The organism is Streptomyces rugosispiralis (genome assembly GCF_024505145.1).
GTDB classification, from domain to species: Bacteria; Actinomycetota; Actinomycetes; order Streptomycetales; family Streptomycetaceae; genus Streptomyces; species Streptomyces rugosispiralis.
On sequence record NZ_JANIAA010000018.1, the window covers coordinates 112,632 to 138,436 of the forward strand.

General features: G+C 71.9%; 23 protein-coding genes. 10 read left to right on the forward strand and 13 right to left on the reverse strand.

The genetic code is table 11. The features are described 5' to 3' along the window. Positions 1 to 4 precede the first annotated feature (4 nt). Both NP777_RS25240 and NP777_RS25245 read right to left on the reverse strand, forming a co-directional pair. The gene (locus NP777_RS25240; protein WP_256652474.1) at positions 5 to 301 is read right to left on the reverse strand and encodes a hypothetical protein; all 297 of its coding nucleotides are present in this window, start codon (positions 299 to 301) and stop codon (positions 5 to 7) included. Between the two features lie 163 nt (positions 302 to 464). Next, positions 465 to 1,685: an MFS transporter gene (locus NP777_RS25245; RefSeq protein ID WP_256652475.1), complete on the reverse strand. Its 1,221-nt coding sequence runs from the start codon at positions 1,683 to 1,685 to the stop codon at positions 465 to 467. 196 nt (positions 1,686 to 1,881) lie between these two features. Here NP777_RS25245 and NP777_RS25250 point away from each other — a divergent pair, with 196 nt between their 5' ends. Further along, on the forward strand, positions 1,882 to 2,772 hold the full coding sequence (locus NP777_RS25250) for a LysR family transcriptional regulator (protein WP_256652476.1): 891 nt from the start codon (positions 1,882 to 1,884) through the stop codon (positions 2,770 to 2,772). A 275-nt stretch (positions 2,773 to 3,047) separates the two neighbouring features. Here NP777_RS25250 and NP777_RS25255 read toward each other — a convergent pair whose 3' ends face one another. Continuing rightward, positions 3,048 to 3,581: a GNAT family N-acetyltransferase gene (locus NP777_RS25255; protein WP_256652477.1), complete on the reverse strand. Its 534-nt coding sequence runs from the start codon at positions 3,579 to 3,581 to the stop codon at positions 3,048 to 3,050. A gap of 235 nt (positions 3,582 to 3,816) precedes the next feature. Further along, the gene (locus NP777_RS25260) at positions 3,817 to 4,929 is read right to left on the reverse strand and encodes a ferritin-like domain-containing protein (RefSeq protein ID WP_256652478.1); all 1,113 of its coding nucleotides are present in this window, start codon (positions 4,927 to 4,929) and stop codon (positions 3,817 to 3,819) included. Positions 4,930 to 5,119: 190 nt separating this feature from the next. Between NP777_RS25260 and NP777_RS25265 the strand changes: the two genes are divergently transcribed. The 4 genes from NP777_RS25265 (at position 5,120) to NP777_RS25280 (ending at position 8,970) form a co-directional block, all read left to right on the forward strand. Next, positions 5,120 to 6,049: an AurF N-oxygenase family protein gene (locus tag NP777_RS25265; protein WP_256652479.1), complete on the forward strand. Its 930-nt coding sequence runs from the start codon at positions 5,120 to 5,122 to the stop codon at positions 6,047 to 6,049. A 321-nt stretch (positions 6,050 to 6,370) separates the two neighbouring features. Further along, positions 6,371 to 7,198 carry a TetR/AcrR family transcriptional regulator gene (locus tag NP777_RS25270; protein ID WP_256652480.1) on the forward strand — a complete coding sequence of 276 codons (828 nt, stop codon included), beginning with the start codon at positions 6,371 to 6,373 and terminating at the stop codon, positions 7,196 to 7,198. A 76-nt stretch (positions 7,199 to 7,274) separates the two neighbouring features. Next, positions 7,275 to 7,541 carry a hypothetical protein gene (locus NP777_RS25275; RefSeq protein ID WP_256652481.1) on the forward strand — a complete coding sequence of 89 codons (267 nt, stop codon included), beginning with the start codon at positions 7,275 to 7,277 and terminating at the stop codon, positions 7,539 to 7,541. A 163-nt stretch (positions 7,542 to 7,704) separates the two neighbouring features. Further along, entirely contained in the window at positions 7,705 to 8,970 is a 1,266-nt protein-coding gene (locus tag NP777_RS25280; protein ID WP_256652482.1) for a C40 family peptidase, read from the forward strand. A 21-nt stretch (positions 8,971 to 8,991) separates the two neighbouring features. On the opposite strand, the gene NP777_RS25285 is transcribed toward NP777_RS25280, so the two are convergent. From NP777_RS25285 to NP777_RS25305, 5 genes are all read right to left on the reverse strand, one after another. Continuing rightward, entirely contained in the window at positions 8,992 to 10,350 is a 1,359-nt protein-coding gene (locus tag NP777_RS25285) for a styrene monooxygenase/indole monooxygenase family protein (RefSeq protein WP_256652483.1), read from the reverse strand. Between the two features lie 79 nt (positions 10,351 to 10,429). Beyond that, positions 10,430 to 11,041 (reverse strand): GTP-binding protein, encoded by a 612-nt coding sequence (locus tag NP777_RS25290; protein ID WP_106969044.1) that lies wholly within the window; start codon positions 11,039 to 11,041, stop codon positions 10,430 to 10,432. 34 nt (positions 11,042 to 11,075) lie between these two features. Next, entirely contained in the window at positions 11,076 to 11,468 is a 393-nt protein-coding gene (locus tag NP777_RS25295) for a DUF742 domain-containing protein (protein ID WP_198278584.1), read from the reverse strand. Then, positions 11,465 to 11,956, reverse strand: coding sequence for a roadblock/LC7 domain-containing protein (locus NP777_RS25300; protein WP_256652484.1), 492 nt, complete (start codon positions 11,954 to 11,956; stop codon positions 11,465 to 11,467). The genes NP777_RS25295 and NP777_RS25300 overlap by 4 nt, the downstream gene beginning before the upstream one ends. After that, positions 11,953 to 15,186 (reverse strand): sensor histidine kinase, encoded by a 3,234-nt coding sequence (locus NP777_RS25305; RefSeq protein ID WP_256652485.1) that lies wholly within the window; start codon positions 15,184 to 15,186, stop codon positions 11,953 to 11,955. Before NP777_RS25305 ends, NP777_RS25300 begins: the two co-directional genes overlap by 4 nt. A gap of 390 nt (positions 15,187 to 15,576) precedes the next feature. Here NP777_RS25305 and NP777_RS25310 point away from each other — a divergent pair, with 390 nt between their 5' ends. Beyond that, complete coding sequence (locus NP777_RS25310) at positions 15,577 to 16,347, forward strand: protein phosphatase 2C domain-containing protein (protein ID WP_256652486.1); 771 nt, start codon at positions 15,577 to 15,579, stop codon at positions 16,345 to 16,347. Between the two features lie 93 nt (positions 16,348 to 16,440). Here NP777_RS25310 and NP777_RS25315 read toward each other — a convergent pair whose 3' ends face one another. Further along, positions 16,441 to 16,971, reverse strand: coding sequence for a MarR family winged helix-turn-helix transcriptional regulator (locus NP777_RS25315; protein WP_391858570.1), 531 nt, complete (start codon positions 16,969 to 16,971; stop codon positions 16,441 to 16,443). 222 nt (positions 16,972 to 17,193) lie between these two features. Here NP777_RS25315 and NP777_RS25320 point away from each other — a divergent pair, with 222 nt between their 5' ends. Next, on the forward strand, positions 17,194 to 18,042 hold the full coding sequence (locus tag NP777_RS25320; protein WP_256652488.1) for a lysozyme: 849 nt from the start codon (positions 17,194 to 17,196) through the stop codon (positions 18,040 to 18,042). Positions 18,043 to 18,178: 136 nt separating this feature from the next. Here NP777_RS25320 and NP777_RS25325 read toward each other — a convergent pair whose 3' ends face one another. From NP777_RS25325 to NP777_RS25335, 3 genes are all read right to left on the reverse strand, one after another. After that, positions 18,179 to 18,769, reverse strand: coding sequence for a Uma2 family endonuclease (locus tag NP777_RS25325; protein ID WP_256652489.1), 591 nt, complete (start codon positions 18,767 to 18,769; stop codon positions 18,179 to 18,181). A 136-nt stretch (positions 18,770 to 18,905) separates the two neighbouring features. Beyond that, positions 18,906 to 21,323, reverse strand: a complete 2,418-nt coding sequence (gene lon, locus NP777_RS25330) for an endopeptidase La (RefSeq protein WP_256652490.1) — start codon at positions 21,321 to 21,323, stop codon at positions 18,906 to 18,908. Positions 21,324 to 21,397: 74 nt separating this feature from the next. Further along, the gene (locus NP777_RS25335; protein ID WP_256652491.1) at positions 21,398 to 22,165 is read right to left on the reverse strand and encodes a rhomboid-like protein; all 768 of its coding nucleotides are present in this window, start codon (positions 22,163 to 22,165) and stop codon (positions 21,398 to 21,400) included. A gap of 541 nt (positions 22,166 to 22,706) precedes the next feature. On the opposite strand from NP777_RS25335, the gene NP777_RS25340 reads away from it, so the two are divergent. The 3 genes from NP777_RS25340 (at position 22,707) to NP777_RS25350 (ending at position 25,596) form a co-directional block, all read left to right on the forward strand. Then, positions 22,707 to 23,441, forward strand: a complete 735-nt coding sequence (locus NP777_RS25340; RefSeq protein ID WP_256652492.1) for a spermidine synthase — start codon at positions 22,707 to 22,709, stop codon at positions 23,439 to 23,441. A 104-nt stretch (positions 23,442 to 23,545) separates the two neighbouring features. Then, entirely contained in the window at positions 23,546 to 24,286 is a 741-nt protein-coding gene (locus NP777_RS25345) for a response regulator transcription factor (RefSeq protein WP_014054863.1), read from the forward strand. After that, complete coding sequence (locus NP777_RS25350) at positions 24,283 to 25,596, forward strand: sensor histidine kinase (RefSeq protein ID WP_256652493.1); 1,314 nt, start codon at positions 24,283 to 24,285, stop codon at positions 25,594 to 25,596. Before NP777_RS25345 ends, NP777_RS25350 begins: the two co-directional genes overlap by 4 nt. Positions 25,597 to 25,805: the final 209 nt, after the last annotated feature.

The window sequence follows — 25,805 nt, forward strand, 5'->3', positions numbered from 1 at the left end:
TTACTCATTCGTCCTTCTCGGAGAGGCTCTCCTCAGAGAGGCTCTCCTCGGAGAAGCCCTCCGAGAAGCCCTCCTCCTCGGGGAGGCTCTCCCACGCCTCGCCCTTCCGGTACAGCTCGAAGCCCTCCTCGTCCGCGATGGACTCCGCCTGGGCCTGGCTGCGGAGGGAGATCTCGTACGTATGGCTGTCGACGGTCGCGTGGACGCCCGAGCCGTCGGTGACCGTCTCGATGGAATGCGTCTCGTAGATGACGCGTCCCGGCTCGCACTTGCTCCAGACCACGTGCATGCTCACTGCCATCGGACCCACTCCCGCCGACGAGTCCCCTGGTTTCAGGGTCTCACCTGATCGCCAGGTCCACATGGCCTGACGTGGCCCTCATGACCTGACGTGGCCCTCGACGACCTCCGCACTCCCCTCACTCCCCTCACTCCCCTCACTCCCCTCACACCTCCCCGCCCCCTCACCTCCGTTTCCCGAACAGCGCCACGTTCGCCAAGGCGAGGACCACCAGCGCGCCCCCGAACCACATCACACTCGGGACCGCCACCCCGTCCGCCGCCCGGCCGCCGAGCAGCGCGCCCAGCGATATCGCCACGTTGAAGACGCCGACGTACAGCGCCGACGCCGCCTCCCGCGCGTCCGGTGCCGCGCGCAGCACCCAGGTCTGGCAGGTCACCGACACCCCGCCGTACGCCAGGCCCCACACCAGCAGCAGTACGGCCGCCCCCGCCGTCGTGGCGCCGGCGAGCGGGACCAGCAGCTCGGCCGCCGCCAGCAGGGTGAAGATGACCATGAGGGTGCGGCGCGGATCACGGTGGGCGGTGGCGCCGGCCAGGAAGTTCCCGGCGATGCCCGCCACGCCGTACGTCAGCAGCAGGGTGCTGATCAGGCCCGTACCGGCCTCGGCGACCTCCTCGAGCACCGGGCGGACGTAGGTGTACGCGCCGAAGTGGCCGGTGACCAGCAGCAGGGTGGTGATGAGGCCGGTCCGCAGCCGGACGTTGCGGAACAGGCCCGGCACCTCGCGCAGCCGGATGGTCCCGGTGGCGGGCAGCGGCGGCAGGGTGACGGCCATGGCGGCGGCCACGGCCAGCGACAGGGCGGCGAAGGCCGCGAACGCGACCCGCCAATGGACCAGATCGCCGATGACCGTCCCGATCGGCACCCCGAGCACCGAGGCCACCGCGATACCGCTGAAGATCAACGTGGTGGCATGGCCCGCGGAACGCTCGGGCACCAGCCGCACCGCGAGCCCGCCCGCGATGGACCACACCCCGCCGATGCTCACCCCTACCAGCACGCGGGCGAACAGCAGGACGGCGAAGCCGGGCGCGAGCGCGGAGAGCAGATTGGCGACGGCCAGCAGCACCATCAGACCGCACAGCACCAGCCGCCGGTCGTAGCGGCCTACGGTGACGGTGAGCAGCGGGGCGGCGAGCGCGGCGACCAGGCCGGGCACGGTCATGGCCAGCCCCGCCGTACCGTCCGAGACCCCGAGCGCGGAGCCGATCGAGGTGAGCAGGCCGACCGGCAGCATCTCGGTGGTGACCACCCCGAAGGTGCCGACCGCGACGGCGACGACGGCGAGCCAGCCCCCGAGCCGGGCTCCGAGCGGCGAGCGCACCGCCGGAGGTGACCCGGATGTGCCTGCCGGAGCGGTGAGTTCCGTGCTATTGGACATGCCTTTAGCGAACAGCTGTGCCCCGGCGGGAACAACGCCGAAGTTTTCAGCCTTCCATGAGCGAGGCTCGACGATCGGTGGAGGCTCGACGATCGGTGGAGGCTCATCAATCGGTGGAGGCTCGACGATCGGTGGGGGCTCGACGATCGGTGGGGGCCCATCAATCGGTGACGGTGATCGGTGTCGGTGGGAGGCCATGACCGGGTTGGAGATCCGCGAGCTGGAGTGCTTCCTCGTGCTGAGCGAGGAGCTCCACTTCGGCCGTACGGCGGAGCGGTTGTATGTCTCGCAGAGCCGGGTGAGCCAGCTGCTGCGGTCCCTGGAGCGCCGGATCGGCGCCCGGCTGCTGGAGCGCACCAGCCGCCGGGCGCGGCTGACCCCGCTCGGCGAGCGGTTCCTGGCCGAGCTCAGACCCGCCTACGAGGCGCTCCACGGGGCCTTCGAGAGCGCCCGCGGGGCCGCGCGCGGGGTGGACGGCGTGCTGCGGATCGGGTTCCAGGGGGCCGCCGATGAACGGGTGACCGCGGCCATCGCGGGCTTCCGGGAGCGCCACCCCGACTGTGAGCCGACGACCGTCGAGATCCCGCTGGCCGATCCGTTCGGCGCGGTGCGGGCCGGTGAGGTGGACGCCGCGATCGTCTGCCTGCCGGTGACCGAGCCCGATCTGGTCCTCGGCCCGGTCTTCTCCAAGCAGCCGCAGACCGTGGTGGTCTCCGCCCGCCATCCGTTCGCGGACCGCGGCCGGGTGGACGCCGAGGCGCTGGCCGACTGCCCGCTGATCGGACCGTCCGCCCCCGCGCCGCGCTACTGGCACGACGCGATGGCGCCCGCCGCCACCCCCGGCGGGCGGCCCATCCCGCGCGGGCCGCTGGTGCACACACTCCAGGAGGGGCTGGCGGCGGTCGCGGCGGGCCGGGGCGGGATGCTGCTGTGCGCCCCGACGGCGGAGTACCACCGCCGCCGGGACATCACCTTCGTACCGGTCGAGGGGGTGCCGGACTCGATGCTCGGCCTGGTGTGGCGACGGGCGGACGAGACCGCGCGGTTACGGGCGTTCGGGCGGGCGGTGGCGGAGCTGTGCGCTTAGGGGTCCTCAGCCACCTCGGGGCCGTCCCCCTGCCGGGCGCTGTGGTCCTCCGGGGTTCTCCCCGTGTCGGGCCCTCGGTCAGCGCCAGGTCGGCGGCGCGGCTACGGGGTGTCCGGTGGACCGCGCGGCGGAGCCCCGTATCGATGCTTTCCCCTCCCCGCAGCATCGATATGCGGCTCCGCCGCGTGGCAAGGGCTTCGCCCCTGGACCCCGGGGTCTGGGGCGGAGCCCCAGTTGAGGGAAGGGGCGGGGAGGGGAGCAGCCCGCCGCAGGCGTCACCATCCGCCGGACAGCCCCTGGCCCACGTCCCTGCGCATGCACACCCGTGGCCAGCGGTCCAGCCCATGACCGGCCTCGCTGAGCCTGATCTCGCGGAGGCCGGGGGTCAGCTCGTTCTCGGTCAGGGTCCGGAAGCCGCATCGCGCGGCGTAGTACGGGGCGTTCCAGGCCACGTCGACGAAGGTGGTCAGGGTGAGCGCGGGGACGCCGTCGCCCGCGGCCCGCGTCGCGATGTGGTCGATCAGGGCCCGTCCCACGCCCCGGCGGGCGCAGTCGGGGTGGACCGAGATCTGCTCGATATGGATGTTTCCGTCGACGGGGTCGGTGATCAGGTACGCCATCGCCCGCTCGGCGTCGTCCACCGCGACCCAGGCCCGTCCGGCCCGCTGGTAGCGGCTCAGCTCTTCCAGGCTCAGGGGCTCGTCATCGGCGACTTCGTCCATTCCGATGTCCCGGAAGCAGAGTCCGGCGGCGCGCTCTATGTCCTGGAGGACGGGGAGTTCTTCACTGGTGCTCGTTCGAATCCGCACCCCACCATCATCCTCCGGAACGCCGCGACAAAGGCGTGCCCCCCACCGCCGTGGGGAGCACCCTTCGGCCGTTCCTTCATATGAACGCATATGAACGCATATGAACGCCATCGGACCGAGGTCACCCCAATGACCTCGGCCTTCTCCGCTGGCGGTGATCATGAATCTACCAAGATCGGTGCGTGGGGGCGAGGTTGAGGGGGCGTCATCTCAGTAGGCGGCCTCCCCCGTGCCCTCACGCCTCGGCGGCCGCCCCCTCCGCGATCGCCTCGTCCACCTCGCCCGTGCGCGCCGCCTCCTCCGCCGCGAAGCGCCGCTGGTCCAGGCGCTCGGCCAGTTCCTCATCCTGGTTCATCAGCAGGTCGAGGTTGCTGTCGCCCAACTCCAGCACGCCCATGTCGACATACGCCCGCTGGAGCCGCTCGCCCCACAGCCCGATGTCCTTCACACACGGCACGATCCGGCTGAAGAGCAGCTTGCGGAACATGTGCAGGAACTGCGACTGCTCGCAGTACTCCTCGGCCTCGGCCTTCGGGATGCCGAAGTTCTCCAGGGCCTCCACGCCGCGCAGCCGGTCGCGCATCAAGTAGCAGCCCTCGATGACGAATTCCTCGCGTTCGCGCAGCTCCGCGTCGCTCAACTGCCGGTAGTAGTCGCGCAGCGCCATCCGGCCGAAGGCCACATGGCGGGCCTCGTCCTGCATGACGTAGGCGAGGATCTGCTGGGGCAGCGGCTTGTCGGTGGTGTCGCGGATGAGGCCGAACGCGGCGAGCGCCAGGCCCTCGATGAGCACCTGCATGCCCAGGTAGGCCATGTCCCAGCGGGAGTCGCGGAGGGTGTCGCCGAGGAGGGTCCGCAGATCGGTGTTGATGGGGTAGACCGTGCCGAGCTTCTCGTGCAGGAAGCGGCCGTACAGCTCGGCGTGGCGCGCCTCGTCCATGGTCTGGGTCGCGGAGTAGAACTTGGCGTCGAGGTCGGGCGCGGCCTCCACGATCCGGGCGGCGCACACCATCGCGCCCTGTTCGCCGTGGAGGAACTGGCTGAACTGCCAGGCGGCGACGTGATGGCGCAGCTCGCCCTTGTCCCGGTCGGTCATCCGGTCCCAGTGGCGGGTGCCGTGGAGGGCGAGCGACTCATCGGGGGTGCCCAGCGGATCGTACGGGTCCACGTCCAGGCCCCAGTCGATCCGCTTGACCGCGTCCCACTGCTTGTCCTTGCCCTTCTGGTAGAGGGCGAGCAGCCGGGCCCGGTGGTCGTCGTACTCCCAGCTGAACCGGGCGGCGCCGCCGGCGGGCACCTGCCAGAGGGGGTCTCCGGGATCCATCGCGTAGAGCTCTCGCGTCGCCACCGACGCCTCCTTCGCCTCGCTCCCCCGTGAACGGATGCGTACTCGGCAGGCTCACACGTCGTTACTCGGCGGTCAATAAGACCTCCCCAGGGGATTGACGGCCTTGCTGACACGGAGTCTCATAAGAGGTATCCGCCGGTAACCGTTCCCACCGGTGTGTGTCCGAGCCATCAGTGAGGTGCCCTCGACGATGTCCACCATGACCGAACCACCCGCGCTCCGGGACGCGCTCGGGCTGATCAAGGACCGCGAACGGGTCGCGGAGCGGCTGCTCCAGTCCTCCGCCAAGCACTCCTTCGACCCCGACACCGAACTGGACTGGGACGCGCCGTTCGAGCCAGGCAAGTGGTTCTGGCCACCGGAGCTGGTGTCGCTCTACGACACGCCCATGTGGCGCCGGATGTCGGAGGAGCAGCGGCTGCTGCTGTCCCAGCACGAGGCGGCGGCCCTCGCCTCCCTGGGCATATGGTTCGAGATCATCCTGATCCAGCTGCTCACCCGGCACATCTACGACAAGCCCGCGACCAGCGCGCATGTGCGGTACGCGCTCACCGAGATCGAAGATGAGTGCCGCCACTCCAAGATGTTCGCGCGGCTGATCACCAAGGGCGGCACCCCGGCGTATCCGGTCGCCCCGCTCCACCACAACCTGGGCCGGTTCTTCAAGACGTTCTCCACCACGCCCGGTTCGTTCACCGCGACCCTCCTCGGCGAGGAGATCCTGGACTGGATGCAGCGGCTGACCTTCCCCGACGAGCGCGTTCAGCCGCTGATTCGCGGGGTGACCCGGATCCATGTGGTCGAGGAGGCCCGCCATGTGCGGTACGCGCGCGAGGAGCTGCGCCGCCAGATGCTGCGGGCGCCGCGCTGGGAGGCGGAGCTGACCCGGATCGGTTCCGGGGAGTTCTCCCGGATCTTCTCGCAGGCGTTCATCAACCCCAAGGTCTACACGGACGTGGGACTCGACCGCCGCGCGGCCGTCGCTCAAGTGCGGGCCAGCGCCCATCGGCGCGAGGTGATGCGCAACGGCGCCCGCAAGCTCACCGAATTCCTCGATGACGTCGGGGTGATGCGGGGCGTCGGGCGCCGACTCTGGAAGAGCTCGGGGCTGCTGGCCTAGGGGTGCCCGTGGCCTAGGGGGCGCCTGTCGCGGGCTGTTCCCCTCCCCGCCCCTTCCCGAAACTGGGGCTCCGCCCCAGACCCCGCTCCTCAAGCGCCGGAGGGGCTGGAAGGCGCGGCTCCGCCCCAGCCCCCGGGGCCCAGGGGGCGAAGATCCGCCGAACATCCCGTAGGGCTGGGGCCAAGGGAGTCATCGGCCGCCGGGCCAAGGGACGTTGGGCCGTCGGCCCCAAGGGCATGTTCGCGCCGGACCCGCCCGGCTCTTCGGGTCGGGCCGAAGGGGGCATCCGCTTCGTAACGGTGGGCGGTTACGCTGCCAGGCATGACGACAGGCAGCGGCACCGCCCCGGCACCCCCGGAGGCGACACCCCCGGCGGAGGCGAGTGCCGCCGCGCGCCCGGCGGCGGAACCCCCGGCCACCGCGAGCCCACCGGCCGCGCGCCGGGGCAGCTACCGCAGGCTGAGCGTCGAGGCGCGGCGCGCCGAACTCCTCACCGCCGCGCTCGGCCTCTTCGCCCACCGCGCGCCCGAGGACGTGTCGCTGGACGATGTGGCCTCGGCCGCCGGGGCCTCCCGTCCGCTGGTCTACCGCTACTTCCCGGGCGGTAAGCAGCAGTTGTACGAGGCGGCGCTGCGCAGCGCCGCCGATGAGCTGGAACGGTGCTTCGAGGAGCCCAGGAGCGGTCCGCTCAGCGCCCGGCTGAGCCGGGTGCTGGACCGCTATCTGGCCTTCGTGGACGAGCACGACGCGGGGTTCAGCGCGCTGTTGCAGAGCGGCAGCGTGGCCGAGACCTCGCGGACCAACGCGATCGTGGACGAGGTGCGGCGGGCGGCGGCCGAGGAGATCCTGCTCCATCTGGCGGTCAAGGAGCCCGGTGCGCGGCTGCGGATGATGGTGCGCACCTGGATCACGGCCGTCGAGGCGGCCTCGTTGATCTGGCTGGACGAGGAGAAGCGGCCGTCGCCGGCGGAGCTGCGCGACTGGCTGGTGGACCAGTTCGTGGCGATGCTGACCGCCACCGCGGCCACCGATCCGCCGACGGCCCGGGTGATGAGGGCCGCGCTCAGGATGGAGCCCGCCGAGGGACCGGTCGGGCGGCTGGCGCGCCGCGTGGTGCCCGCGCTGGACGAGGCGTCGCATCTGCTGTGACGCGCACGGCCGGTGAGACGTACGGTCGAGCGGCCGGGATGAGACGAATGGCCGCGGTGCGACGTACGGTCATGGCGTGAGAAGCGAGGAGACGCCCTTCGTGGGCGGGCCGCTGGACGGCCGGGTGCTGCCGGTGCTGGTCGGCCTCACGGGCCAGCCGCCGAAGAGCTACGAGGTGCCGGTGGAGGACGAGGCGGGCGGACCGCCGACGGTGTATGTCTACCGCAGGGTTCCCGCCGCCACCTCCAAGCGGCTGGGCCTGGTCCGGGGCTGGGCCTATGAGTACGACCCGGAGGGAAAGCCGGGCGGCGGGCCGAAGTGGCCGTGGTCCAAGCCGAACTGACCGCCGGGCCGAACTGACCGCCGGGCCGGGTGACGGCCCCCGCCGGACGGGTGACCGTATTCGTCCGACTCGCCCACAATTCTCCTGAAGATACGAACGTCATGCCACGATCCCTGCTGAGCTGGACGCCGAACAGAGGCGTCTCGAAGCCGGAGGTGATCACGTGTCAGGACGGATCGTGGGCTCGGTCTGCGCGGCGGCGATCACCGCGGCCGCCGCGCTGGTGCCCGCCGTTCCGGCGGCCAAGGCGTCGGCCGCCCCCGCCCGCCCCGCCGACCGGTCCGTATCCGAGCTGCTGACGCAGCTCAAGACGCTGTACCGGAAGGCCGAGGAGGCGACGGAGGCGTACAACGGGACCGAGGAGAAGCTGCGCAAGCAGCGCACCAGGACCAGGGAGCTCACGGCCCAGCTCGTCCACGCCCGTACGGAACTCGCCGTCAGCCACGACGACGCGGGACGCCTGGCCCGCCGGCAGTACCAGGGCCACAGCGCGCTCTCCTCCTACAGTTTCCTGCTGACCCTGCTCACCCCGCATCCGGAGAACGCCGCCGACGAGGCGCGCGAGCTGGACCGGGCGGCCGGTCGCGAGGCCGCCCTGATCCAGCGGCTGACCAAGGGCGAGCGGCGCGCCGACACCGTCGCCACCCGGGCGCGGACCGCGCTGGACAAACAGCTGACCCTGTCCGCGAAGCGCAAGAAACAGCGGGACAAGGTGAAGAAGCAGCTCCGCTCCATCGAGAAGCTGCTGGCCGCGCTCAGCACCCGCCAGATCGCCCAGGTGGCCCAGCGCGAACGCCAGGAGACCGCGAAGGCCCAGCGCAAACTGCTCGCCTCCGGGGCGCTCGGCTCCGCGAGCGGCACCGCGAACGGCACCTCCCCCGGCGCCGCGGGCCCGCCCGCCACCTCGAACGGTGGCACGGGCAGCGGCGCCACCCCGGCCCCCGGCAGCGGCCGGGACACCCCGGCGGCGGGCACCCCCTCCCCGGTGGCCACCGTCACCGAGCCCGGCCCGCGCCCCCAGCAGTCCCCCGGCCGCCGCCCCGGCATGGCGTCCGCGGAGGCCGGGCGGCGGGCGCTCGCCTACGCGCTGAGCCAGATCGGCAAGCCGTACGTCTGGGGTGCCGAGGGGCCGGACTCCTTCGACTGCTCGGGGCTGACCTCCTCCGCCTGGGCGTATGCCGGGCGGACCATCCCGCGCACCAGCCAGGAGCAGTGGCGCCGGCTGCCACGGGTGCCGCTCAACCAGTTGCGCCCCGGCGACCTGGTGATCTACTACAAGGGTGCGAGCCATGTGGCGATGTACGCGGGCAACGGCCAGGTGGTCCAGGCGCCGCGCCCCGGCCAGCGGGTGAAGCTCTCCCCGCTCGCCTCCAATCCGCTGCAGGGCGTGGTGCGCCCGGGTCCGGTCAGGGTGGCCACGAAGCGGTGACGGCCCCGGCGGCGGCCGGTGTCAGCGGAAGGACCGGACGGCCTCGGCCTCGTCGACTGCCTCGGCCGCTCCGGCGGCACGAGTCTCCGCCTCGGCTTCGGCCGCAGCCGCAGTCGCAGCCGCAGCCGCCTCGGCCTCTTCCCTGACCTCGTCCAGATAGGCGGCCGCCTTCTCCGGCTCGTAGAAGAAGTTCTCGAAGTCGGAGGGGTCGTCGAAGCCGTTGGCGACGCGGTGGGCGACGGCGGGGAAGACGGACCCCGCGCCGAGGAGGTTCACGGTGTGCTCCCGCGGCGGGGCCAGCATCGTGTTGGTCCACTTGGTGACGTGCCGCGCGCTCTCCCAGTAGCGGTCGAACGTCGTCCGCATCCACTCCTCGTCGAACGGCCGGTCGCCGCGCTCGAGGATGCTCTCCAGATAGGCCGCCGCGCACTTGGCCGCGGAGTTGGCGCCCTGGCCGGTGATCGGGTCGTTGGCCACCACGACATCGGCCACGCCCAGCACAAGACCGCCGCCCGGCAGCCGCCCGACCGGGTGGCGTACGGTCGGCGCGTACCGCCCGGACAGCGTGCCGCCCGCGTCCGTCAGCTCGACCCTGGTGGCTCGCGCGTACTCCCAGGGCGTGAAGTGTTCCATCAGCTCCAGGACGCGCTCCAGGTGCTCCGAGGGGTCGGTGATGCCCTGGAACGCGTCGGCCGGGCCGCCCGGGACGGTCTCCCAGAAGAGGATGTCGGCGCGGCCGCTGTTGGTGAGCGCGGGCATCACGAAGAGCTCGCCGACGCCGGGCACGAGATTGCAGCGCACCGCGTCGATGCCGGGGTGCTCGGGGCGCGGGCCGAGGCCGTGCACGTAGGCGACCGCGAGGGCGCGCCGCGGGGTGTCGTACGGGGAGCGGGCGGCGTCCCGGCCGAAGAGCGAGACCAGTTCGCCCTTGCCCGCGGCCACCAGCACCAGGTCGTACTTCCTGGCGAGGACGTCCAGGTCGGAGACGGCGGCGCCGTGGACGACCACCTGGCCGCCGCGCTGCTCGAACGTCTCCATCCAGCCGGCCATCTTGATCCGCTGGTCGACGGACTGGGCGTGGCCGTCGAGCCGGCCGAGCCAGTCGACGACCCGTGGATGGCCCCCGGGAGCCGGCGGCCCGGCGACCGAGACCCCGAGCCCCTCGACCCGCGGCGCCCGCTCCTCCCAGAAGTTGAGCCCCAGATCGCGCTCGTGGCCCAGCGCGGTGCGGAACATGCACTGGGTGGACATCACCCGCCCGCCGCGGATCTCATCGGCCGTCCGGTTGGACATCAGCGTGAGCTCGTAGCCCCGGGACTGGAGGCCGAGAGCGAGTTGGAGGCCGGACTGACCGGCACCCACGATGAGTATCTTCCGCATGGCTGTCGACTCCCTCAGCTCGGGCCGGAACGAGGAACGGAGCATTCCTTCCCACGGGCGGAGCAGGGGTTACGTTACGTCACTCGGGTGACACGTCAACGGCGTGCCTCACCAGCGCCAGCAGCGCGTCCACGACCGCGATCCGGCGCCGGGCGTCCATCATCACCACGGGGACGGAGGACGCCACGGAGAGCGCGTCCCGTACGTCCTCGGCCTGGTAGAGCGGAGTCCCCTCGAAGTGGTTGACCGCCACCACATACGGCAGTCCGAGGCTCTCGAAGTAGTCGAGCGCCGGGAAGCTCTCGTCCAGGCGCCGGGTGTCGACCATCACCACCGCGCCGATGGCCCCGCGCATCAGGTCGTCCCACATGAACCAGAAGCGCTGCTGACCGGGGGTGCCGAAGAGATACAGGACCAGATCGTTCTCCAGCGTGATCCGGCCGAAGTCCATCGCGACGGTGGTGGTCAGCTTCTCGGGCGTCGCCTCGAGGTCGTCCACGCTCTCGCTGGCCTGCGTCATCAGCGCTTCGGTCTGCAGCGGAGTGATCTCCGAGACCGCGCCGACGAACGTCGTCTTGCCGACGCCGAAGCCTCCCGCTATCACGATCTTGGTGGCGATCGGCGCGCGGGAGCGGTCCGTCTGCCACCTCTGGAGCACCTCCTCGGCCCCGGGTATCCCGGCCCCGGGTATCTCCGACGTCGCCGGCGGGGTCGCCGTGATCGTCTCAGAGCCTGCGAAGTCCACTGAGCACCCTTTCGAGCAACGCGCGATCCGGCTGGCCGGGGCCCCGCCCGGTGCCGTAGACGCGGATCTTTCCCTGGTCGGCCAGGTCGCTGAGCAGGACGCGCACCACACCGAGTGGAATCTTGAGCATCGCGGAGACCTCCGCGACGGAGCGCATCCTGCCGCACAGTTCGATGATCGCCCGGATCTCCGGCAGCATCCGGGAGTTCAACCCGCTGGGGGCCAGGTCGAGCCGTCCGTCCGGAGACTCCAGCGCCGCAACGAAGGTCTCCACCAGCAGCACATGGCCGGAGCGGGTGCGGCCACCGGTGAGTGAGTACGGACGTACGCGAGCGGGTTTACGGGCGGGTCGGCCGGACCCGGCGGCCGTCACTGCGCGTGCTCCAGCGACCTGCGTAGTTCATTGCGGAGTTCGGGGGTGAGCACATGTCCGGCCCGGCCCACGAACAGCGCCATGTGATAGGCGACGACGGTCATGTCGCAGTCGGGGGTGGCGTGCACCCCCAGCAGCGAACCGTCGCTGATCGACATGACGAACAGACTGCCCTCGTCCATCGCCACCATCGTCTGCTTGACACCGCCGGCGTCCATCAGCTTCGCCGCGCCGAGCGTGAGGCTGCCGAGCCCCGAGACGATCGTCGCGAGATCCGCGCTGGAGCCCTTGGGGCCGTCCTGCGCCGACGGATCGGCCGCCGCGGCCGCGGCGTGGTGCCGTGTGTCGGAGGAGAGCAGCATCAGCCCGTCGGTCGAGACGACCACGACCGAGCGGACGCCCGGCACCTCCTCGACCAGGTTCGCCAGCAACCAGTGCAGATTACGGGCCTCGCGACTCAACCCGTAGGTACTACTGGGCGCATTCACCCGCGTGCCTCCTCAACCGTGCCACCCTCGTTCTGCGCCCCCGTTTGCCCTGCTGGTCCTCCGTGCCCCCGCGCGGGCTCGCCGCGGGCGGCGGCCTCGGCGGCGGCGTCGCGGTGTCCCTCGCGGGCGCCGCGCTGGAAACCACCGAGCCGGCGGCGCAGTTCCTCCGCGTTCACCGAGCCGGTCCGCTCCCGTGGATCGGGCTCCCGGAGGGCCACGTTCCGCGGTCGGCGCTTGGGAAGCCCCTTGTCGGTGCGCGCCGCCTCGTCGTCCGGGCGGGCGTGCTGGTCGGGGCCGATGGCGTACGGATCGGCGGACGGCTCACCGCCGCCTGCCCGCTCACCACCCTCCGCCGTCCCGCCGCCGGACGACGGCGGGGCGCTGCTTTCCGGGCCGTCGTACGACGCCGGGGCGCTGTGTGCCGGACCGCCGTTGGCCGGGCCCCAGGCGGCCGCGCCGACCGGGCGTATGCCGTGGCCGCCGAGGTACCACTCGCGGTCCGCCTGGCCGTCGGGGTCCACGTGGGCGTCGCGGCCGTCGGCGTCCGCACGGTTCGCGGCGTCCGCACGTACGTCCCGACCCCCACGGTCCTCGCGGTCCTGGCGGCTTCCGGGGTCGGCGGGATCCGTACGGTCCGAGCGGCCACCGCGGTCCTCGGAGTCCCCTTGGCTCTCGCGCAGGCGGCGGAGCGTCAGCTCCATCGTCTGCTCGACGGCCGGGACCTCCGGCTCCTCGGGCCGGGCCGCCGGGGCCTGGTCGTCCGCGCCGGACCGGGCGCCGTCCTGCCCTTCGGTCTGGGCCAGCTTGGGGACGCGCTTGGGCAGGGCGGGCAGCGCACCGGTGCTCTCCGCGGCCGGATGGCCACGCGGCGGCGTGGGCTCCATGGGGTAGTCGCGGCCCGTGTCCCCCGTCAGCCCCCACCGCTCACCGGGGGCGGCCCAGGGGGCGCTCGGCTCCGGCTCCACGGCGGCGTCGGCGGGCTCGGCCACCGGCTCGACGGCCTGGGGCACCGGGTCCGGCTCCACGGGCGGCGCGACCGGCTCGGCCGGCGGCTCCGCGTCGGCCCCCGCCACACCCTCCTGGTCGACCACGGCCGAACGGGCCTGCCCCGGCAGCGCGTTGGAGTTCGCCTCCGCCTCCGAGCCCGGGAAGCCCAGGAACGACGACGGTCCGGTGGCGCCGAATGTCGCGCCCACCGGCGGGGCGGGCGGCAGCCCGGCGCCGGGCGGACCGGAGGGGAGGATCTTCGTCGGGAGGACGACCACGGCCGCCACCCCGCCCGGCTGCTGCTCGCGCAGCTGCACCCGGATGCCGTGGCGCGCGGCGAGCCGGGTCACCACATACAGCCCGAGGCCCAGCGGGTCCTCCGGCTGGGGGCCCTGGCAGTACTCCGGCACCGGGTCCGCGAGCCGGTTGTTCAGCTCCACGAAGCGCTCGGGCGTCATGCCGATGCCCTCGTCCTGGACGGAGAGCATCACCTCGCCGGTCTCCAGCAGCCAGCCGGAGATCTGGACCGCGGCGTCCGGCGGAGAAAACGATGTCGCGTTCTCCAGCAGCTCGGCGATCAGGTGGCTGACGCTGTCCGCGGCGAACCCCGCGACCTGGGCATGCGGCGGCAGCGCCTGGATCTGCACCCGGTCGTACCGCTCGACCTCGCTGATCGAGGCGCGCAGCACATCCAGCAGCGGCACCGGCCCCGGATGGGTGGCCTTCTGCTCGGAGCCCGCGATGACCAGGAGGTTCTCGCCGTAGCGGCGCATCCCGGTGGCCAGGTGGTCGAGCTGGAAGAGCGTCTCGAGGCGGTCGGGGTCCTGCTCCCGCTCCTCCAGGGACTCGATGATGGCGAGCTGGCGCTCGATCAGGCCCAGCGAGCGCAGCGCGAGGCTGACGAAGCTGCCGTGGACCCGGGCCCGCAGCCCCTCGAGACGGGTGGCGACCGCGTCCCGCTCGGCGCGCAGCCCGTCCCGCTCATCGGCCAGCCGCTGCCGCTCGCCGACGAGCCGGGTGCGCTCGCGCTCGAGCTCGGCGACCCGCTCGTAGGTCTGCGCGGCCTTGGCGTGGAGTTCGTTGATCGCCCGTACGGCGTCCGCGAACTCGTCGTCGCGGCCCTTGAAGGCCACCGGCTCCTCGGCCGCCGGATCGGCCGCGACCCGCCGGGCGCCGAGCCGCAGCGCGGCCAGCGGCCGGGTCATCGAGCGGGCGCTGTGCACTCCGGCGGCGAGGGCGACCAGCAGGGCGGCGCCGACGATGCCGATGCGCAGCTCCAGGTCGGTGACCTCGTCGTCCCGCACCCGCGCGAGCTGGGCCGCCTCGGCGGAGGCAAGCGAGGACTGCGCGCCGCGCATCTGGTCGATCCGGGCGTTCAGGGCGGCCTCGACGCGGCCCTTCTGGAGGAAGAAGTCATTGCCCGCGAGGCGGCCCTGGTCGGTGAGCCGGACGAGGTAGCGCTCGGCGGAGTCGACCTCGCTGCCGTTGACGGTGCGCTGGTAGGCGTCGCGCATGGCGGCCGGGGCGAGCTGCCCGAAGTCGTCGAGCGCGGACTGCTCGCGGAGGTTGGTCCGCTGGGCGGCGGATACCAGCGTGGGCTGGCCGCCCCCCGCGTCGAGCGCGGCCAGCAGCAGTGCGCGGGTGGCGGACGCCTCCTCGACCGCGCGGCCGAGCGGGGCCAGCGCGGCGGTGCCGCCGGACTCGGCGTCGGCCGGGAGCCCGCGGGCGAGGGTGTCGGTGATCCCGTTCAGCGCCTGGACGGTGCGGGTGTAGGCGGTGAAGACGTCGGTGGCCGAGCCCTTGCCGGTCAGCGCCTCCTGCCGCAGTTCGGGGAGGGCGTCGAGGCGCCGCCGGATCGAGGCCGGGACCTCCCCGCGCACTTCGCGGACCCGGCGGTCGACCCGGGCGCGCATCTCCTCGGAGACCCCGCGGCCGGAGGCCGAGGTACGGCCGTCGGCGACATAGCGGGTCATGGCGTCGCGCTCGTCGGCGAGGGCGTGGGCGAGGGTCACCGTGGAGCGGTTGGTCTCCGCGAGGTCGACGAGGTGCTGGGCGTCGGTGGTGTCGTCGAGGGCGAGCAGGACGGCGGGGGTTCCGGCCCCGAGGACGGCGACGGAGACGAGGGCGACGGACGTGGTGAGCCGACGACGGACGCGTACGGTGCGCCGTCTCGGCGCCGCCTCATCCTGGCGTGGCTCGCCGACCGCATCGCGCGTGGTGCCCCGAAGCCGCTTCTTCCGCACCGGTGCTCACAATCCATTCTCGCCCGACCGCTGACGTGGACCAGAGGTGACGACGGATCAACAATGGTGTTTCCCCACCTCTGGTAGGGATTCCGACCCTTTCAGGACGGGTCTGGGGCAGGTACGCATCACCCGCCCGGCCACCCGAACGAGTGAACCGTATTGCGTAGTTGACCACCAACTTTGACTCGCGGCCATACCTTCCCGCCACCTTGCGCGGATTGGTAAAGACCTCGGCGCCCTGACAAGATACGCACCCGCAGCTTCCCAGAAGTGTCAATCCCGCCCCAATCAGGCAGCGGAGCAACCGGCGACGGATTTGGTACGGACCAACATCCGGTCCGGGCCTCGGCGACGCGGTGATCGACAGAGTTCCGGCAGACTGGGGGAATGCGCATCGAACTCGCGACCGCCCCCGGCGATCGGCAATATCCCAACGAGGACTACGCCTCGGTAGCCCTCCCGGCCTCGGGGAGCGGCGGTGCGCTGGTGGTGCTCGACGGAGTGACCCCGCCCGAGGAAGGGGACGGATGCGTCCACAGCGTGGACTGGTTCACCGCGCGGCTCGGCGGATCGCTGCTCGAACTGTCCGGTTCGCGACGGGATATGCCACTGACACAGTGCCTCTCCGAGGCGATCACCCGAACCGCCACCGCCCATAGTTCAACATGTGACCTTTCTCACCCTCTTACGCCCCAGGCGACGGTCGTCACGGCGCGCTGGAACGCGGAGCGAATCGAGTATCTGGTGCTGTCCGACTCGGTGTTGCTCATCGAGCGGACCCATGACGGAGTGACCCCGGTCCTGGACGACCGCATCGACCGGCTGCGGGCCGAGGGCCGGCGGCTCGCCCCGCTGCGCAACGCGGCGGACGGCTTCTTCACCGCCGCCGCCGACCCCGATGTCTCCGGTAAGGCGGTCACCGGGGAGCTCCCGCGCGGCGAGGTGCGGGCGCTGGCGGCGCTCACCGACGGGGCGTCGCGCTGGGTGGAGAGGTTCGGTGAGGGCGACTGGACCGAGTGCTTCGCGCTGCTGCGCAAGGAGGGCCCGCAGGCGCTGATCGACCGGGTGCGGGCGGCCGAGCACGCCGATCCGGACCGTACGGCCTTTCCCCGGGGCAAGACCCATGACGACGCCGCCGTGGTCTTCGTGGAGCCGTGACCGCAAGGGCCGCCTCATCAGTGGGGTAGCGCGGTTGCCACGTTCGCGTCGCCGGATGCGCGCGGGTCGCCGATCCTGACGTGTATGAGCGCCCTACTCCTGCGCCGCACGCGCCGCCTGACCGCGGTCGTCGGCCTCCTGCTCCGCGTTCAACCGGTGCAGCAGCCTGGCGAGTTCGGCGACCTCGCTGCGCTCCCACGCGGCGAGGCGGCGCGCATACCGCGCCCGCCGTGCGCCGCGCACGGCGCGGAAGCGGCTGCGGCCCTCCTCGGTCAACTCCACCAGGAAGGCCCGGCCATCGGCCGGATCGGGCGTCCGCGTCACCAGCCCGAGCCCCTCGAGGGCCCGGAGCTGACGGCTCATCGTGGCCTTACCGACGCCCACGAAGCCCGCGAGCTCGGTGGCGCGCTGCGCACCGGCGTCCTCCAGACGCATCAGCAGTCCATAGGCGGCGGATTCGAGCTCCGGGTGGACCTCCCGGGCCAATTCCCCCGAAGCGGCTCGGGCCCTGCGGAGGAAAACCGCCAATTCGCGCTCCAGAGCCAGGAATGCATGGTCCACGCCAATGCCGCCCACGGCGCCACCCTCACCCCGCTCGGGGGGCAACGCCCCGTTGTTGTGCACGTCAGAGCCCTCTCCGGGTTTTCACTTCGTGAAAGTTTCTACCACGCGCGGCTGTTACCGCAGCTCCACCAGTATTTCGCAGGATTAGACCAACGGCATCACACTCTCCCCCTTCCGCCTGCCTATCTACGCCCGTAGCGTCTACGCCCGTAGCGCCAAGTCCTGACATGGTCATTCCAATCGGAGCACCTCTCCCCCCACCGAGGTTTCGGAGGCAACGCCATGCCCGTGCACAGACCTGGTACGGCCCGACGCGCCCTCAGTGCGCTGATCGGCATTCTCGCCGCTCTCCTCGCCATGGCCCTCGCACTACCCGGTTCGGCGTTCGCCGCCCAGGGGCAGGGCGACAAGGCCATCCCCCATCCCGAGGACGACTGGGCGGGTTCCCAGATAGCCAAGCACGAGGGCGGACCCACGACCGGTGAGGCGCCGACGGGGCTGCTCGCCACCGTCGAGGGCGTGGACGTCAGCGGCCACCAGGGCAATGTCAGCTGGTCGACGCTGTGGAGCAGCGGCGTCCGGTTCGCCTACGTCAAGGCGACCGAGGGCACCAGCTACATCAACCCGTACTTCGCCCAGCAGTACAACGGCTCGTACAACGTCGGCATGATCCGCGGCGCGTACCACTTCGCCCTGCCGGGCAACTCGAGCGGTGCCGCACAGGCCAACTACTTCGTCGACCACGGCGGCGGCTGGTCCAAGGACGGCAAGACCCTGCCGGGCGCGCTCGACATGGAGTACAACCCCTACGGCGCGACCTGCTACGGACTGAGCGCGAGTGCGATGGTCAACTGGGTCAAGGACTTCAGCAACACCTACCGGTCGCGCACCGGCCGCGATCCGGTGATCTACACCTCCACCAGCTGGTGGAAGACCTGCACGGGCAACTCCGCCGCCTTCGGTGGCGTCAACCCGCTGTGGATCCCGCGCTACGGCTCGTCCGTCGGCGAGCTGCCCGCGGGCTGGGGCTTCCACACCATCTGGCAGTACACCTCCACCGGCCCGACGGTCGGCGACCACAACCAGTTCAACGGCGCCCTCGACCGGCTGCAGGCCCTCGCCAACGGCTGAGCCCCGCCTCGCGTCACCCCCCACACCTGGCGCGTCCGACCGCATGTGACGCGCCCCGCCCTCCGGCGTACGGACAGGTCTGCCTGTGCGCTGGAGGGCGTTGGTCGTCCCAGCCCCGCCCCGGGGAGCATGATCGTCAGTCGCGGGGGAAGTCGTCGGTCTTGAGCATCAGATCCACGGCGGTGCCGGTCAGGTCGAGTTCCTTGCCGAAGTGAACCGACAGCTCACTGAGGTAGTCGCCCTCCTTGGGCTCGGTGAACAGGTGGCATTTGCCCGTGTAGGGGTCCGCGATCAGGTAGACGGGAACCCCAGCCTCCGCGTAGGCCACCTTCTTGGGGCCGTAGTCGTTCCCCGCCGTGTCTTTGGAAATCACCTCGGCGACGAACTCGACGTCTTCACTGCGCCAACGGCCCTGGTCGGTCTTCGCCGCGTTCTGCGAGACCTTGACGACATCCGGGGCGAAACCGTTCTTACACCCGGGAAAGTCGATGCGCACATCCGAGAGCACCTTCACATCCATCCCGAAACGATCTTCGAGAGCTCGCACGATCCTGCGGATGATGGACCAGTGAACGTCCCTCTGCGGCGACATGAAAACGGCCCCCTCGACGACCTCGACCTTGTAGCCCTCGGGGACATGACTCCGCTCCAGCCAGTCGAACATCTCGTCCAGGCTGAATTCGTCGCTGTCGGCCATCTCGATCCTGTCAGTCTCTGTGACGGTCATCGTGCCGCTCCTCCCCGCCGCAGGCACAGAGCCTGCGGCCGGTTAGTCCAACGATACGCACGGCCGAGAGGTCACGCGTGGCCCGGAACCCCGTTCGACACGGGGCCCCGGGCCACTGCGCCACCGGCAGCGTCCGTCACGCCGCTACCGGAACCTCGGGGGTCGCCGCCCGCGCGGGCTCGAGGGCCAGCTCCAGCACCCGGCGGACGTCGGAGACCGGGTGGACGTCGAGCTTGTCCAGGACCTCGGCGGGGACGTCGTCCAGGTCGGGCTCGTTCCGCTTGGGGATGATCACGGTCGTCACCCCGGCCCGGTGCGCCGCCAGCAGCTTCTGCTTGACGCCGCCGATGGGCAGCACCCGCCCGGTCAGGGACACCTCGCCGGTCATCGCCACGTCCGGGCGCACCTGGCGGCCGGAGAGCAGCGAGGCCAGCGCGGTGGTCATGGTGACGCCCGCGCTCGGGCCGTCCTTGGGCACCGCGCCCGCGGGGACGTGGAGGTGGACGCCGCGCTCCTTCAGGTCGCCGACCGGCAGCTCCAGCTCCGCGCCGTGCGAGCGCAGGAAGGAGAGCGCGATCTGGGCGGACTCCTTCATGACGTCGCCGAGCTGACCGGTGAGGTTCAGCCCCGCGCCGCCCGTCTCCGGGTCGGCCAGCGACGCCTCCACGAACAGCACGTCACCGCCCGCGCCCGTGACCGCGAGCCCGGTCGCCACGCCGGGGACGGCGGTGCGGCGCTCGGCCGGGTCCTGGGCGGACTCGGGGGTGTGGTGCGGCCGGCCGATCAGCGGGCGCAGCTCCGCCACACCGACGGTGAAGGGCAGTTCGCGCTCGCCGAGCTCGTGCTGGGCCGCCACCTTGCGCAGCAGCCGGGCGATGGACCGCTCCAGGGTCCGTACGCCCGCCTCGCGGGTGTACTCGCCCGCCAGCTTGCGCAGCGCCTCATCGGTCACCGTGACCTCGCCGGGCTCCAGACCGGCCCGCTCCAGCTGCCGGGGCAGCAGGTGGTCACGGGCGATGGTGACCTTCTCGTCCTCGGTGTAGCCGTCCAGGCGCACCAGCTCCATCCGGTCCAGGAGCGCCTCCGGGATGGCCTCCAGGACGTTGGCGGTGGCGAGGAAGACCACGTCGCTCAGGTCGAGTTCGACCTCCAGGTAGTGGTCCCGGAAGGTGTGGTTCTGCGCCGGGTCCAGGACCTCGAGCAGGGCCGCGGCCGGGTCGCCGCGGAAGTCGGAGCCCACCTTGTCGATCTCGTCCAGGAGGACGACGGGGTTCATCGAGCCCGCCTCCTTGATGGCCCGGACGACCCGGCCGGGCAGCGCGCCCACGTAGGTGCGCCGGTGGCCGCGGATCTCCGCCTCGTCACGGACGCCGCCGAGCGCGACCCGGACGAACTTCCGCCCCATCGCGCGGGCGACGCTCTCGCCCAGGCTGGTCTTGCCGACGCCGGGCGGGCCCACCAGGGCCAGCACCGCACCGCCGCGGCGGCCGCCGACGACGCCGAGACCCCGGTCGGCGCGGCGCTTGCGCACCGCCAGGTACTCGGTGATCCGCTCCTTGACGTCCTCCAGGCCCGCGTGGTCGGCGTCCAGCACGGCCTTGGCGCCCTGGATGTCGTACGCGTCCTCGGTGCGCTCGCTCCAGGGCAGCTCCAGGACGGTGTCCAGCCAGGTGCGGATCCAGCTGCCCTCGGGGCTCTGGTCGCTGGACCGCTCCAGCTTGTCGACCTCCTTCAGAGCCGCCTCGCGGACCTTCTCGGGCAGATCGGCGGCCTCCACGCGGGCGCGGTAGTCGTCGGACTCGTCCTCGGGGTCGCCATTCAGCTCGGCCAGCTCCTTACGGACGGCCTCGAGCTGGCGCCGCAGCAGGAACTCGCGCTGCTGCTTGTCGACGCCCTCCTGGACGTCCTTGGCGATCGACTCGGCCACGTCCTGCTCGGCGATGTGGGCGCTCAGCCAGGTGACGGCCAGCTTCAGCCGGGCCACCGGGTCGGTGGTCTCCAGCAGCTCGACGCGCTGGGCCACGGACAGGAAGGGCGAGTAGCCGGAGTTGTCGGCGAGCTGCGAGACATCGTCGATCTGCTGCACCCGGTCCACGACCTGCCAGGCGCCGCGCTTGCGCAGCCAGCTGGTGGCCAGCGCCTTGTATTCCTTGATCAATTCGGTGACGGCGCCCGGCAGCGGATCGGGCACGATCTCCTCGACCGTGGTCCCCTCCACCCACAGGGCCGCCCCGGGTCCGGTGGTCCCGGCCCCGATGCGGACGCGGCGCACCCCGCGGATCAGCGCGCCGGGGTCGCCATCGGAGAGCCGGCCCACCTGCTCGATGGTGCCGAGCGTGCCGATACCGGCGTAGGTGCCGTCGACGCGCGGTACCAGCAGCACCTTCGGCTTGCCGCCTCCGCTCCCACTGGAGCGTGCGGCGGCCTGGGCGGCCTCCACCGCGGCGCGTACCTCGGTATCGGAAAGGTCCAGCGGCACCACCATGCCGGGGAGCACCACCTCATCGTCGAGAGGCAGTACGGGCAGGGTGAGCGGTGTGGACAGCGAAGCCATGATCTCCCCTTCGGCAGGCAAGTTGAGTCACAAGGACTCAATAAGTCAATGCCCACTCAATGCGCGGAGGGGGTTCAGGTGTTCCCGGAGGCTCGTTCGCTGTGAGCGAAGCCGGGCGAGGCGTCGTCGTTTCGCCGTGACCGCGGGCGCCACCTGGTGTTTCGCCGGACGTACGGCCAGGAGAGGACGCCGAACAGCAGGGCGAAGGTATGGCCCCAGTCGGTGAGCGGATCGAAGTCGACGAGGATTCCGGCGGCGAGCGCGAGGCCGATCCCGCCGAGCAGCGCCCACCGGCGCCTGGGCGGCAGCAGCCCGGCGAGCGCGGCGGCGCAGGCGATCAGCCCATAGCTCACCCCGTAGTCGAGGCGGCGCAGCGAGCTGTCCGGGAGATGCCCGGCGGCCACGGAGACGGCCACCGGGACCTCGGTGAGCAGCGTCGCCAGGACGTGCCCGAGCAGGAACACCGCGACGGTGCGCACCCCGCCGAGCCGCCGCTCCAGCGCGCCGAGCACCAGGGGGAAGACGACCAGATACGGCGAGGTGATCCCGTCCACCACCCACAACGCGCTGACCAGCAGCGTCAGCAGCGGCCGCTGGGACAGGTTGGACACATCGGTGCTGGAGCCCGCGAGCAGATCGCGCACGGTGCCGGGGTCGCCGAGACGGGCGTAGAGCCCGGTGCCGATCAGGACGAGCGTGTAGCCGAGGGTGAACGGCACGGTGAGGAGCGCTCGGGGCAGCGAGCGCGCCAACGCCTCCGTACGGCGTCCGGGCCGCCGCTCGGCGCCCGGCAGCCGAGGCGTACTGGCCCCGACGGCCGCGGGCCAGCCGCGGCCCGGCATCCGCGGTGCGGTGGCCGCGCGGGCGCATGGGCCAGCGGTGGCGGCCCGGGATCCGCCCGAGTCGCTGTCGCCCCTCGCCCGCGCGCCCGGAACGACCGGACGCCGAGCCGTGGCGGCCGGCCGGGGCTCCGCCGACGCCACAGGGGACGCCGGCTCTGGCGGCGCCGTAAGGGTCTCGGGCTCCGCCGACGCCACAGGGGCCACCGGCCCTGCCGACGCGGCGGGAATCACGCACCCCGGCAACGCCGCGGGAACCTTGCCGGAGGCATCCGCATGCGCGTCCTCGGGGTCCGCATCCGTCCCTCTTACCGATGTCGTCAACGCCCGCGCCCCTTTCCCACTCCCGTCGCCGCTCCCCCTGCTCCTCGCCTATCCACCACGGCCGGAACAACAACCAGGACGCCGTGAGTCATGTCACGACGCCTCCAGCTGTGACATGGACGACGTCACGGCCCCGGGCCACCGTGAATCGGTTGGACCAGCGAGCCGAGGCGGCGCGAGGATGGCCGGGTCAGGAACCGCCCGGGAGGACCCCACACCCATGCAGCCCCAGCCGCCGTACGACCTCCATGCCGCCGCCGACGACGACCGGCCGGTGACCGTCGACCGCCGGGAGGGCCCGTACGGCGAGGTGGTGCTGCGGCGGCGCGGCGGTGGCGAGGGGTCGTCGGCCGGTGCCGTCTTCGAGATCATCGCCAATGGGTGCTTCCTCATGGACACCTCCGACGGCCGCTCCGAGCGGCTGCTCATCCGTGCCGCCCTGGACGCGCTGCCCGCCGACCGGCCCTCGCCCGCGCTGCTCATCGGCGGGCTCGGCGTCGGGTTCTCGCTGGTCGAGGCGGTGGCGGAGCCCCGGTGGGGGCGGATCGCGGTGGTCGAGCGGGAGGCCGCGGTGATCGACTGGCACCGCGCGGGCCCCCTGGCGGCCGTGACCGCCGGGGCACTGGCCGATCCGCGCACCGAGATCGTCCACGCCGATCTGGTCGAGTGGCTGCGAACGGGCCCGCGGACCTATGACGCGCTGTGCCTGGACATCGACAACGGCCCCGACTGGACCGTCACCGAGGACAACGACGGCCTCTACTCCCCCACCGGGCTCGCGGCCTGCGCGGCGCGTCTCGCACCGGGCGGGGTGCTGGCCGTATGGTCGGCGCAGCCGTCGCCCGCGTTCGAGGAATCTCTCCTGAATGCCGGGTTCACACAGGTGCGTACGGAAGAGGTGGCCGTTGCCCGGGGTGTTCCCGACGTCGTCCATCTCGCGGTTCGGGGCGCGTAGCAAAGCCGCGTACGCTGGCTTTACGCTTGCTTGCCTACCAAACGCGGCTGAGCGATGACCAGGCGCGAGCCGCGGGTTTCACCGGAAGACGCAGGGGCGGGCGTATGGAGCAGACTCACAACGGTCACAACGGGACCGCCACGACCACCCCTGGCGCACAGCGCCGGGTCCTCGTCGTCGAGGACGATCCGACCATAGTGGACGCCATCGCGGCCCGGCTGCGGGCCGAGGGGTTCCAGGTCCAGACGGCGGGAGACGGTCCGGCGGCGGTCGACACGGCCGAGGCGTGGCAGCCCGATCTGCTCGTCCTCGACGTGATGCTGCCGGGCTTCGACGGCCTGGAGGTCTGCCGACGGGTGCAGGCCCGGCGGCCGGTGCCCGTGCTGATGCTGACCGCGCGCGACGACGAGACCGACATGCTGGTGGGGCTCGGGGTCGGCGCCGACGACTACATGACCAAGCCGTTCTCCATGCGCGAACTGGCCGCGCGGGTGCACGTACTGCTGCGGCGGGTGGAGCGGGCGGCGCTGGCCGCGCACACCCCGCGCAGCGGGATCCTGCGCCTGGGCGAGCTGGAGATCGACCACGCCCAGCGCCGGGTGCGGGTGCGCGGCTCGGACGTACACCTCACCCCGACCGAGTTCGATCTGCTGGTCTGTCTGGCCAACACCCCGCGCGCGGTGCTCTCCCGCGAGCAGCTGCTGGCCGAGGTGTGGGACTGGGCGGACGCCTCGGGCACCCGCACCGTGGACAGCCACATCAAGGCGCTGCGCCGGAAGATCGGCGCGGAGCGGATCCGTACGGTGCATGGCGTGGGCTACGCCCTGGAGACCCCGGCGGCATGACGAAGGCCCGCTGGGCACGCAGGCTCCCCAAGGTCAGGGCCGGCAAGGCCCCCAGGGGCTGGGCACGCGGGGGCTGGGCACGCAGGGCTCCCCGGGTCTGGGCGGACAAGGCTCCCAGGCTCTGGCCGCGCAGGGCCCCGAAGGTCTGCCCGCTGCCCGGGGCCCCCACGGGCCGGCGGGCGTGGTCCCGCGCCACCTGGGCCCGGATCTGGGAGGCGCTGCGCCCCTTCGACCCGTACCGCTCGGTCAAGGCGGCGCTGGGGGCGCTGGTCGTCGGCTCGGTGATCATCACCACGTTGCTCGTCTTCGCGGCGATGCACTCCGACACCGAGCTGCGCGTCATCACCATCTTCTCGATCATCGCCTCGCTGCTGATCACCCAGTTCGTGGCGAACGGGCTCACGGCCCCGCTGGACGAGATGACCGAGGTCACCCGGGCGATGGCCAACGGGGACTACACCCGGCGGGTGCGGGCGGCGCAGCGCGGGGACGAGTTCGGCGACCTGGCGTCCGCGTTCAACCGGATGGCGGCCGACCTGGAGGCCGTGGACACCCACCGCAAGGAGCTGGTGGCCAACGTCTCGCATGAGCTGCGCACCCCGATCGCGGCGCTGCGGGCCGTGCTGGAGAACGTGGTGGACGGGGTCTCGGACGCCGATCCGGAGACCATGCGGGTCGCGCTGAAGCAGACCCAGCGCCTGGGCCGCCTGGTGGACCAGCTGCTCGATCTGTCCCGCCTCGACAACGGGGTGGTGCCGCTGCACGCGCGGCGGTTCGAGGTCTGGCCGTATCTGGCCGGAATCCTCAAGGAGGCCGGCATGGCCAAGGGCGCGGAGTCCCATTCGGGCGCGCACACCCGTAAGGACGTCCATCTCAATCTGGACGTCTCGCCGCCCGAGCTGACCGCCCACGCCGACGCCGAGCGGCTGCACCAGGTGATGGCGAACCTCATCGACAACGCGGTGAAGCACAGCCCGGCACACGGCCGGGTGACCGTCCGCGCCCGGCGCGGTGACGGCCCGGAGAGCCTGGAGCTCGAGGTGCTGGACGAGGGCCCCGGCATCCCGGAGGCGGATTGGCACCGGGTCTTCGAGCGGTTCAACCGGGGCGGGCTCTCCCCGGTGGACGGCCGGCGGCGGCCGGGGCCGGGGCAGGGCAGCGACGGCGGCACCGGTCTGGGGCTGGCGATCGCGCGCTGGGCGGTGGATCTGCACGGCGGGCGGATAGGGGTGGCGGAGTCCGCGCGCGGCTGCCGGATCAAGGTCAGCCTCCCCGGACCTGCCCCGGAACTCAAACCTGGCACCCCCTGAGATCAAAGCTGAAGTAAAGTCGGCCCTGTCGCGCACATACGAGCGGCAGGGGTGCACGTCTGCGCTGCCCCGCGCCAGAGGAAACGCACGAAACCTCGTGTGTTTCCCGGTGCGTCATGCGCTGAAACCCGCCAATCAATGTGACTTGCGCGACGATGACCAGTGCGGCCTGCACGTAAGGGTCGAAGAGGCGTAGCCTTTATTCCCGC

Bases quoted from the DNA above. Each gene is read 5' to 3' on its own strand.
- NP777_RS25350 (WP_256652493.1), top strand. From the start codon at position 24,283: ATGACGAAGGCCCGCTGGGCACGCAGGCTCCCCAAGGTCAGGGCCGGC.
- NP777_RS25340 (WP_256652492.1), top strand. From the start codon at position 22,707: ATGCAGCCCCAGCCGCCGTACGACCTCCATGCCGCCGCCGACGACGAC.
- NP777_RS25285 (WP_256652483.1), bottom strand. From the start codon at position 10,350: ATGCGGAAGATACTCATCGTGGGTGCCGGTCAGTCCGGCCTCCAACTC.
- NP777_RS25345 (WP_014054863.1), top strand. From the start codon at position 23,546: ATGGAGCAGACTCACAACGGTCACAACGGGACCGCCACGACCACCCCT.
- NP777_RS25250 (WP_256652476.1), top strand. From the start codon at position 1,882: ATGACCGGGTTGGAGATCCGCGAGCTGGAGTGCTTCCTCGTGCTGAGC.
- NP777_RS25265 (WP_256652479.1), top strand. From the start codon at position 5,120: ATGTCCACCATGACCGAACCACCCGCGCTCCGGGACGCGCTCGGGCTG.
- NP777_RS25240 (WP_256652474.1), bottom strand. From the start codon at position 301: ATGGCAGTGAGCATGCACGTGGTCTGGAGCAAGTGCGAGCCGGGACGC.
- NP777_RS25245 (WP_256652475.1), bottom strand. From the start codon at position 1,685: ATGTCCAATAGCACGGAACTCACCGCTCCGGCAGGCACATCCGGGTCA.
- NP777_RS25335 (WP_256652491.1), bottom strand. From the start codon at position 22,165: ATGCCGGGCCGCGGCTGGCCCGCGGCCGTCGGGGCCAGTACGCCTCGG.
- NP777_RS25320 (WP_256652488.1), top strand. From the start codon at position 17,194: ATGCCCGTGCACAGACCTGGTACGGCCCGACGCGCCCTCAGTGCGCTG.
- NP777_RS25310 (WP_256652486.1), top strand. From the start codon at position 15,577: ATGCGCATCGAACTCGCGACCGCCCCCGGCGATCGGCAATATCCCAAC.
- NP777_RS25325 (WP_256652489.1), bottom strand. From the start codon at position 18,769: ATGACCGTCACAGAGACTGACAGGATCGAGATGGCCGACAGCGACGAA.
- lon (WP_256652490.1), bottom strand. From the start codon at position 21,323: ATGGCTTCGCTGTCCACACCGCTCACCCTGCCCGTACTGCCTCTCGAC.
- NP777_RS25270 (WP_256652480.1), top strand. From the start codon at position 6,371: ATGACGACAGGCAGCGGCACCGCCCCGGCACCCCCGGAGGCGACACCC.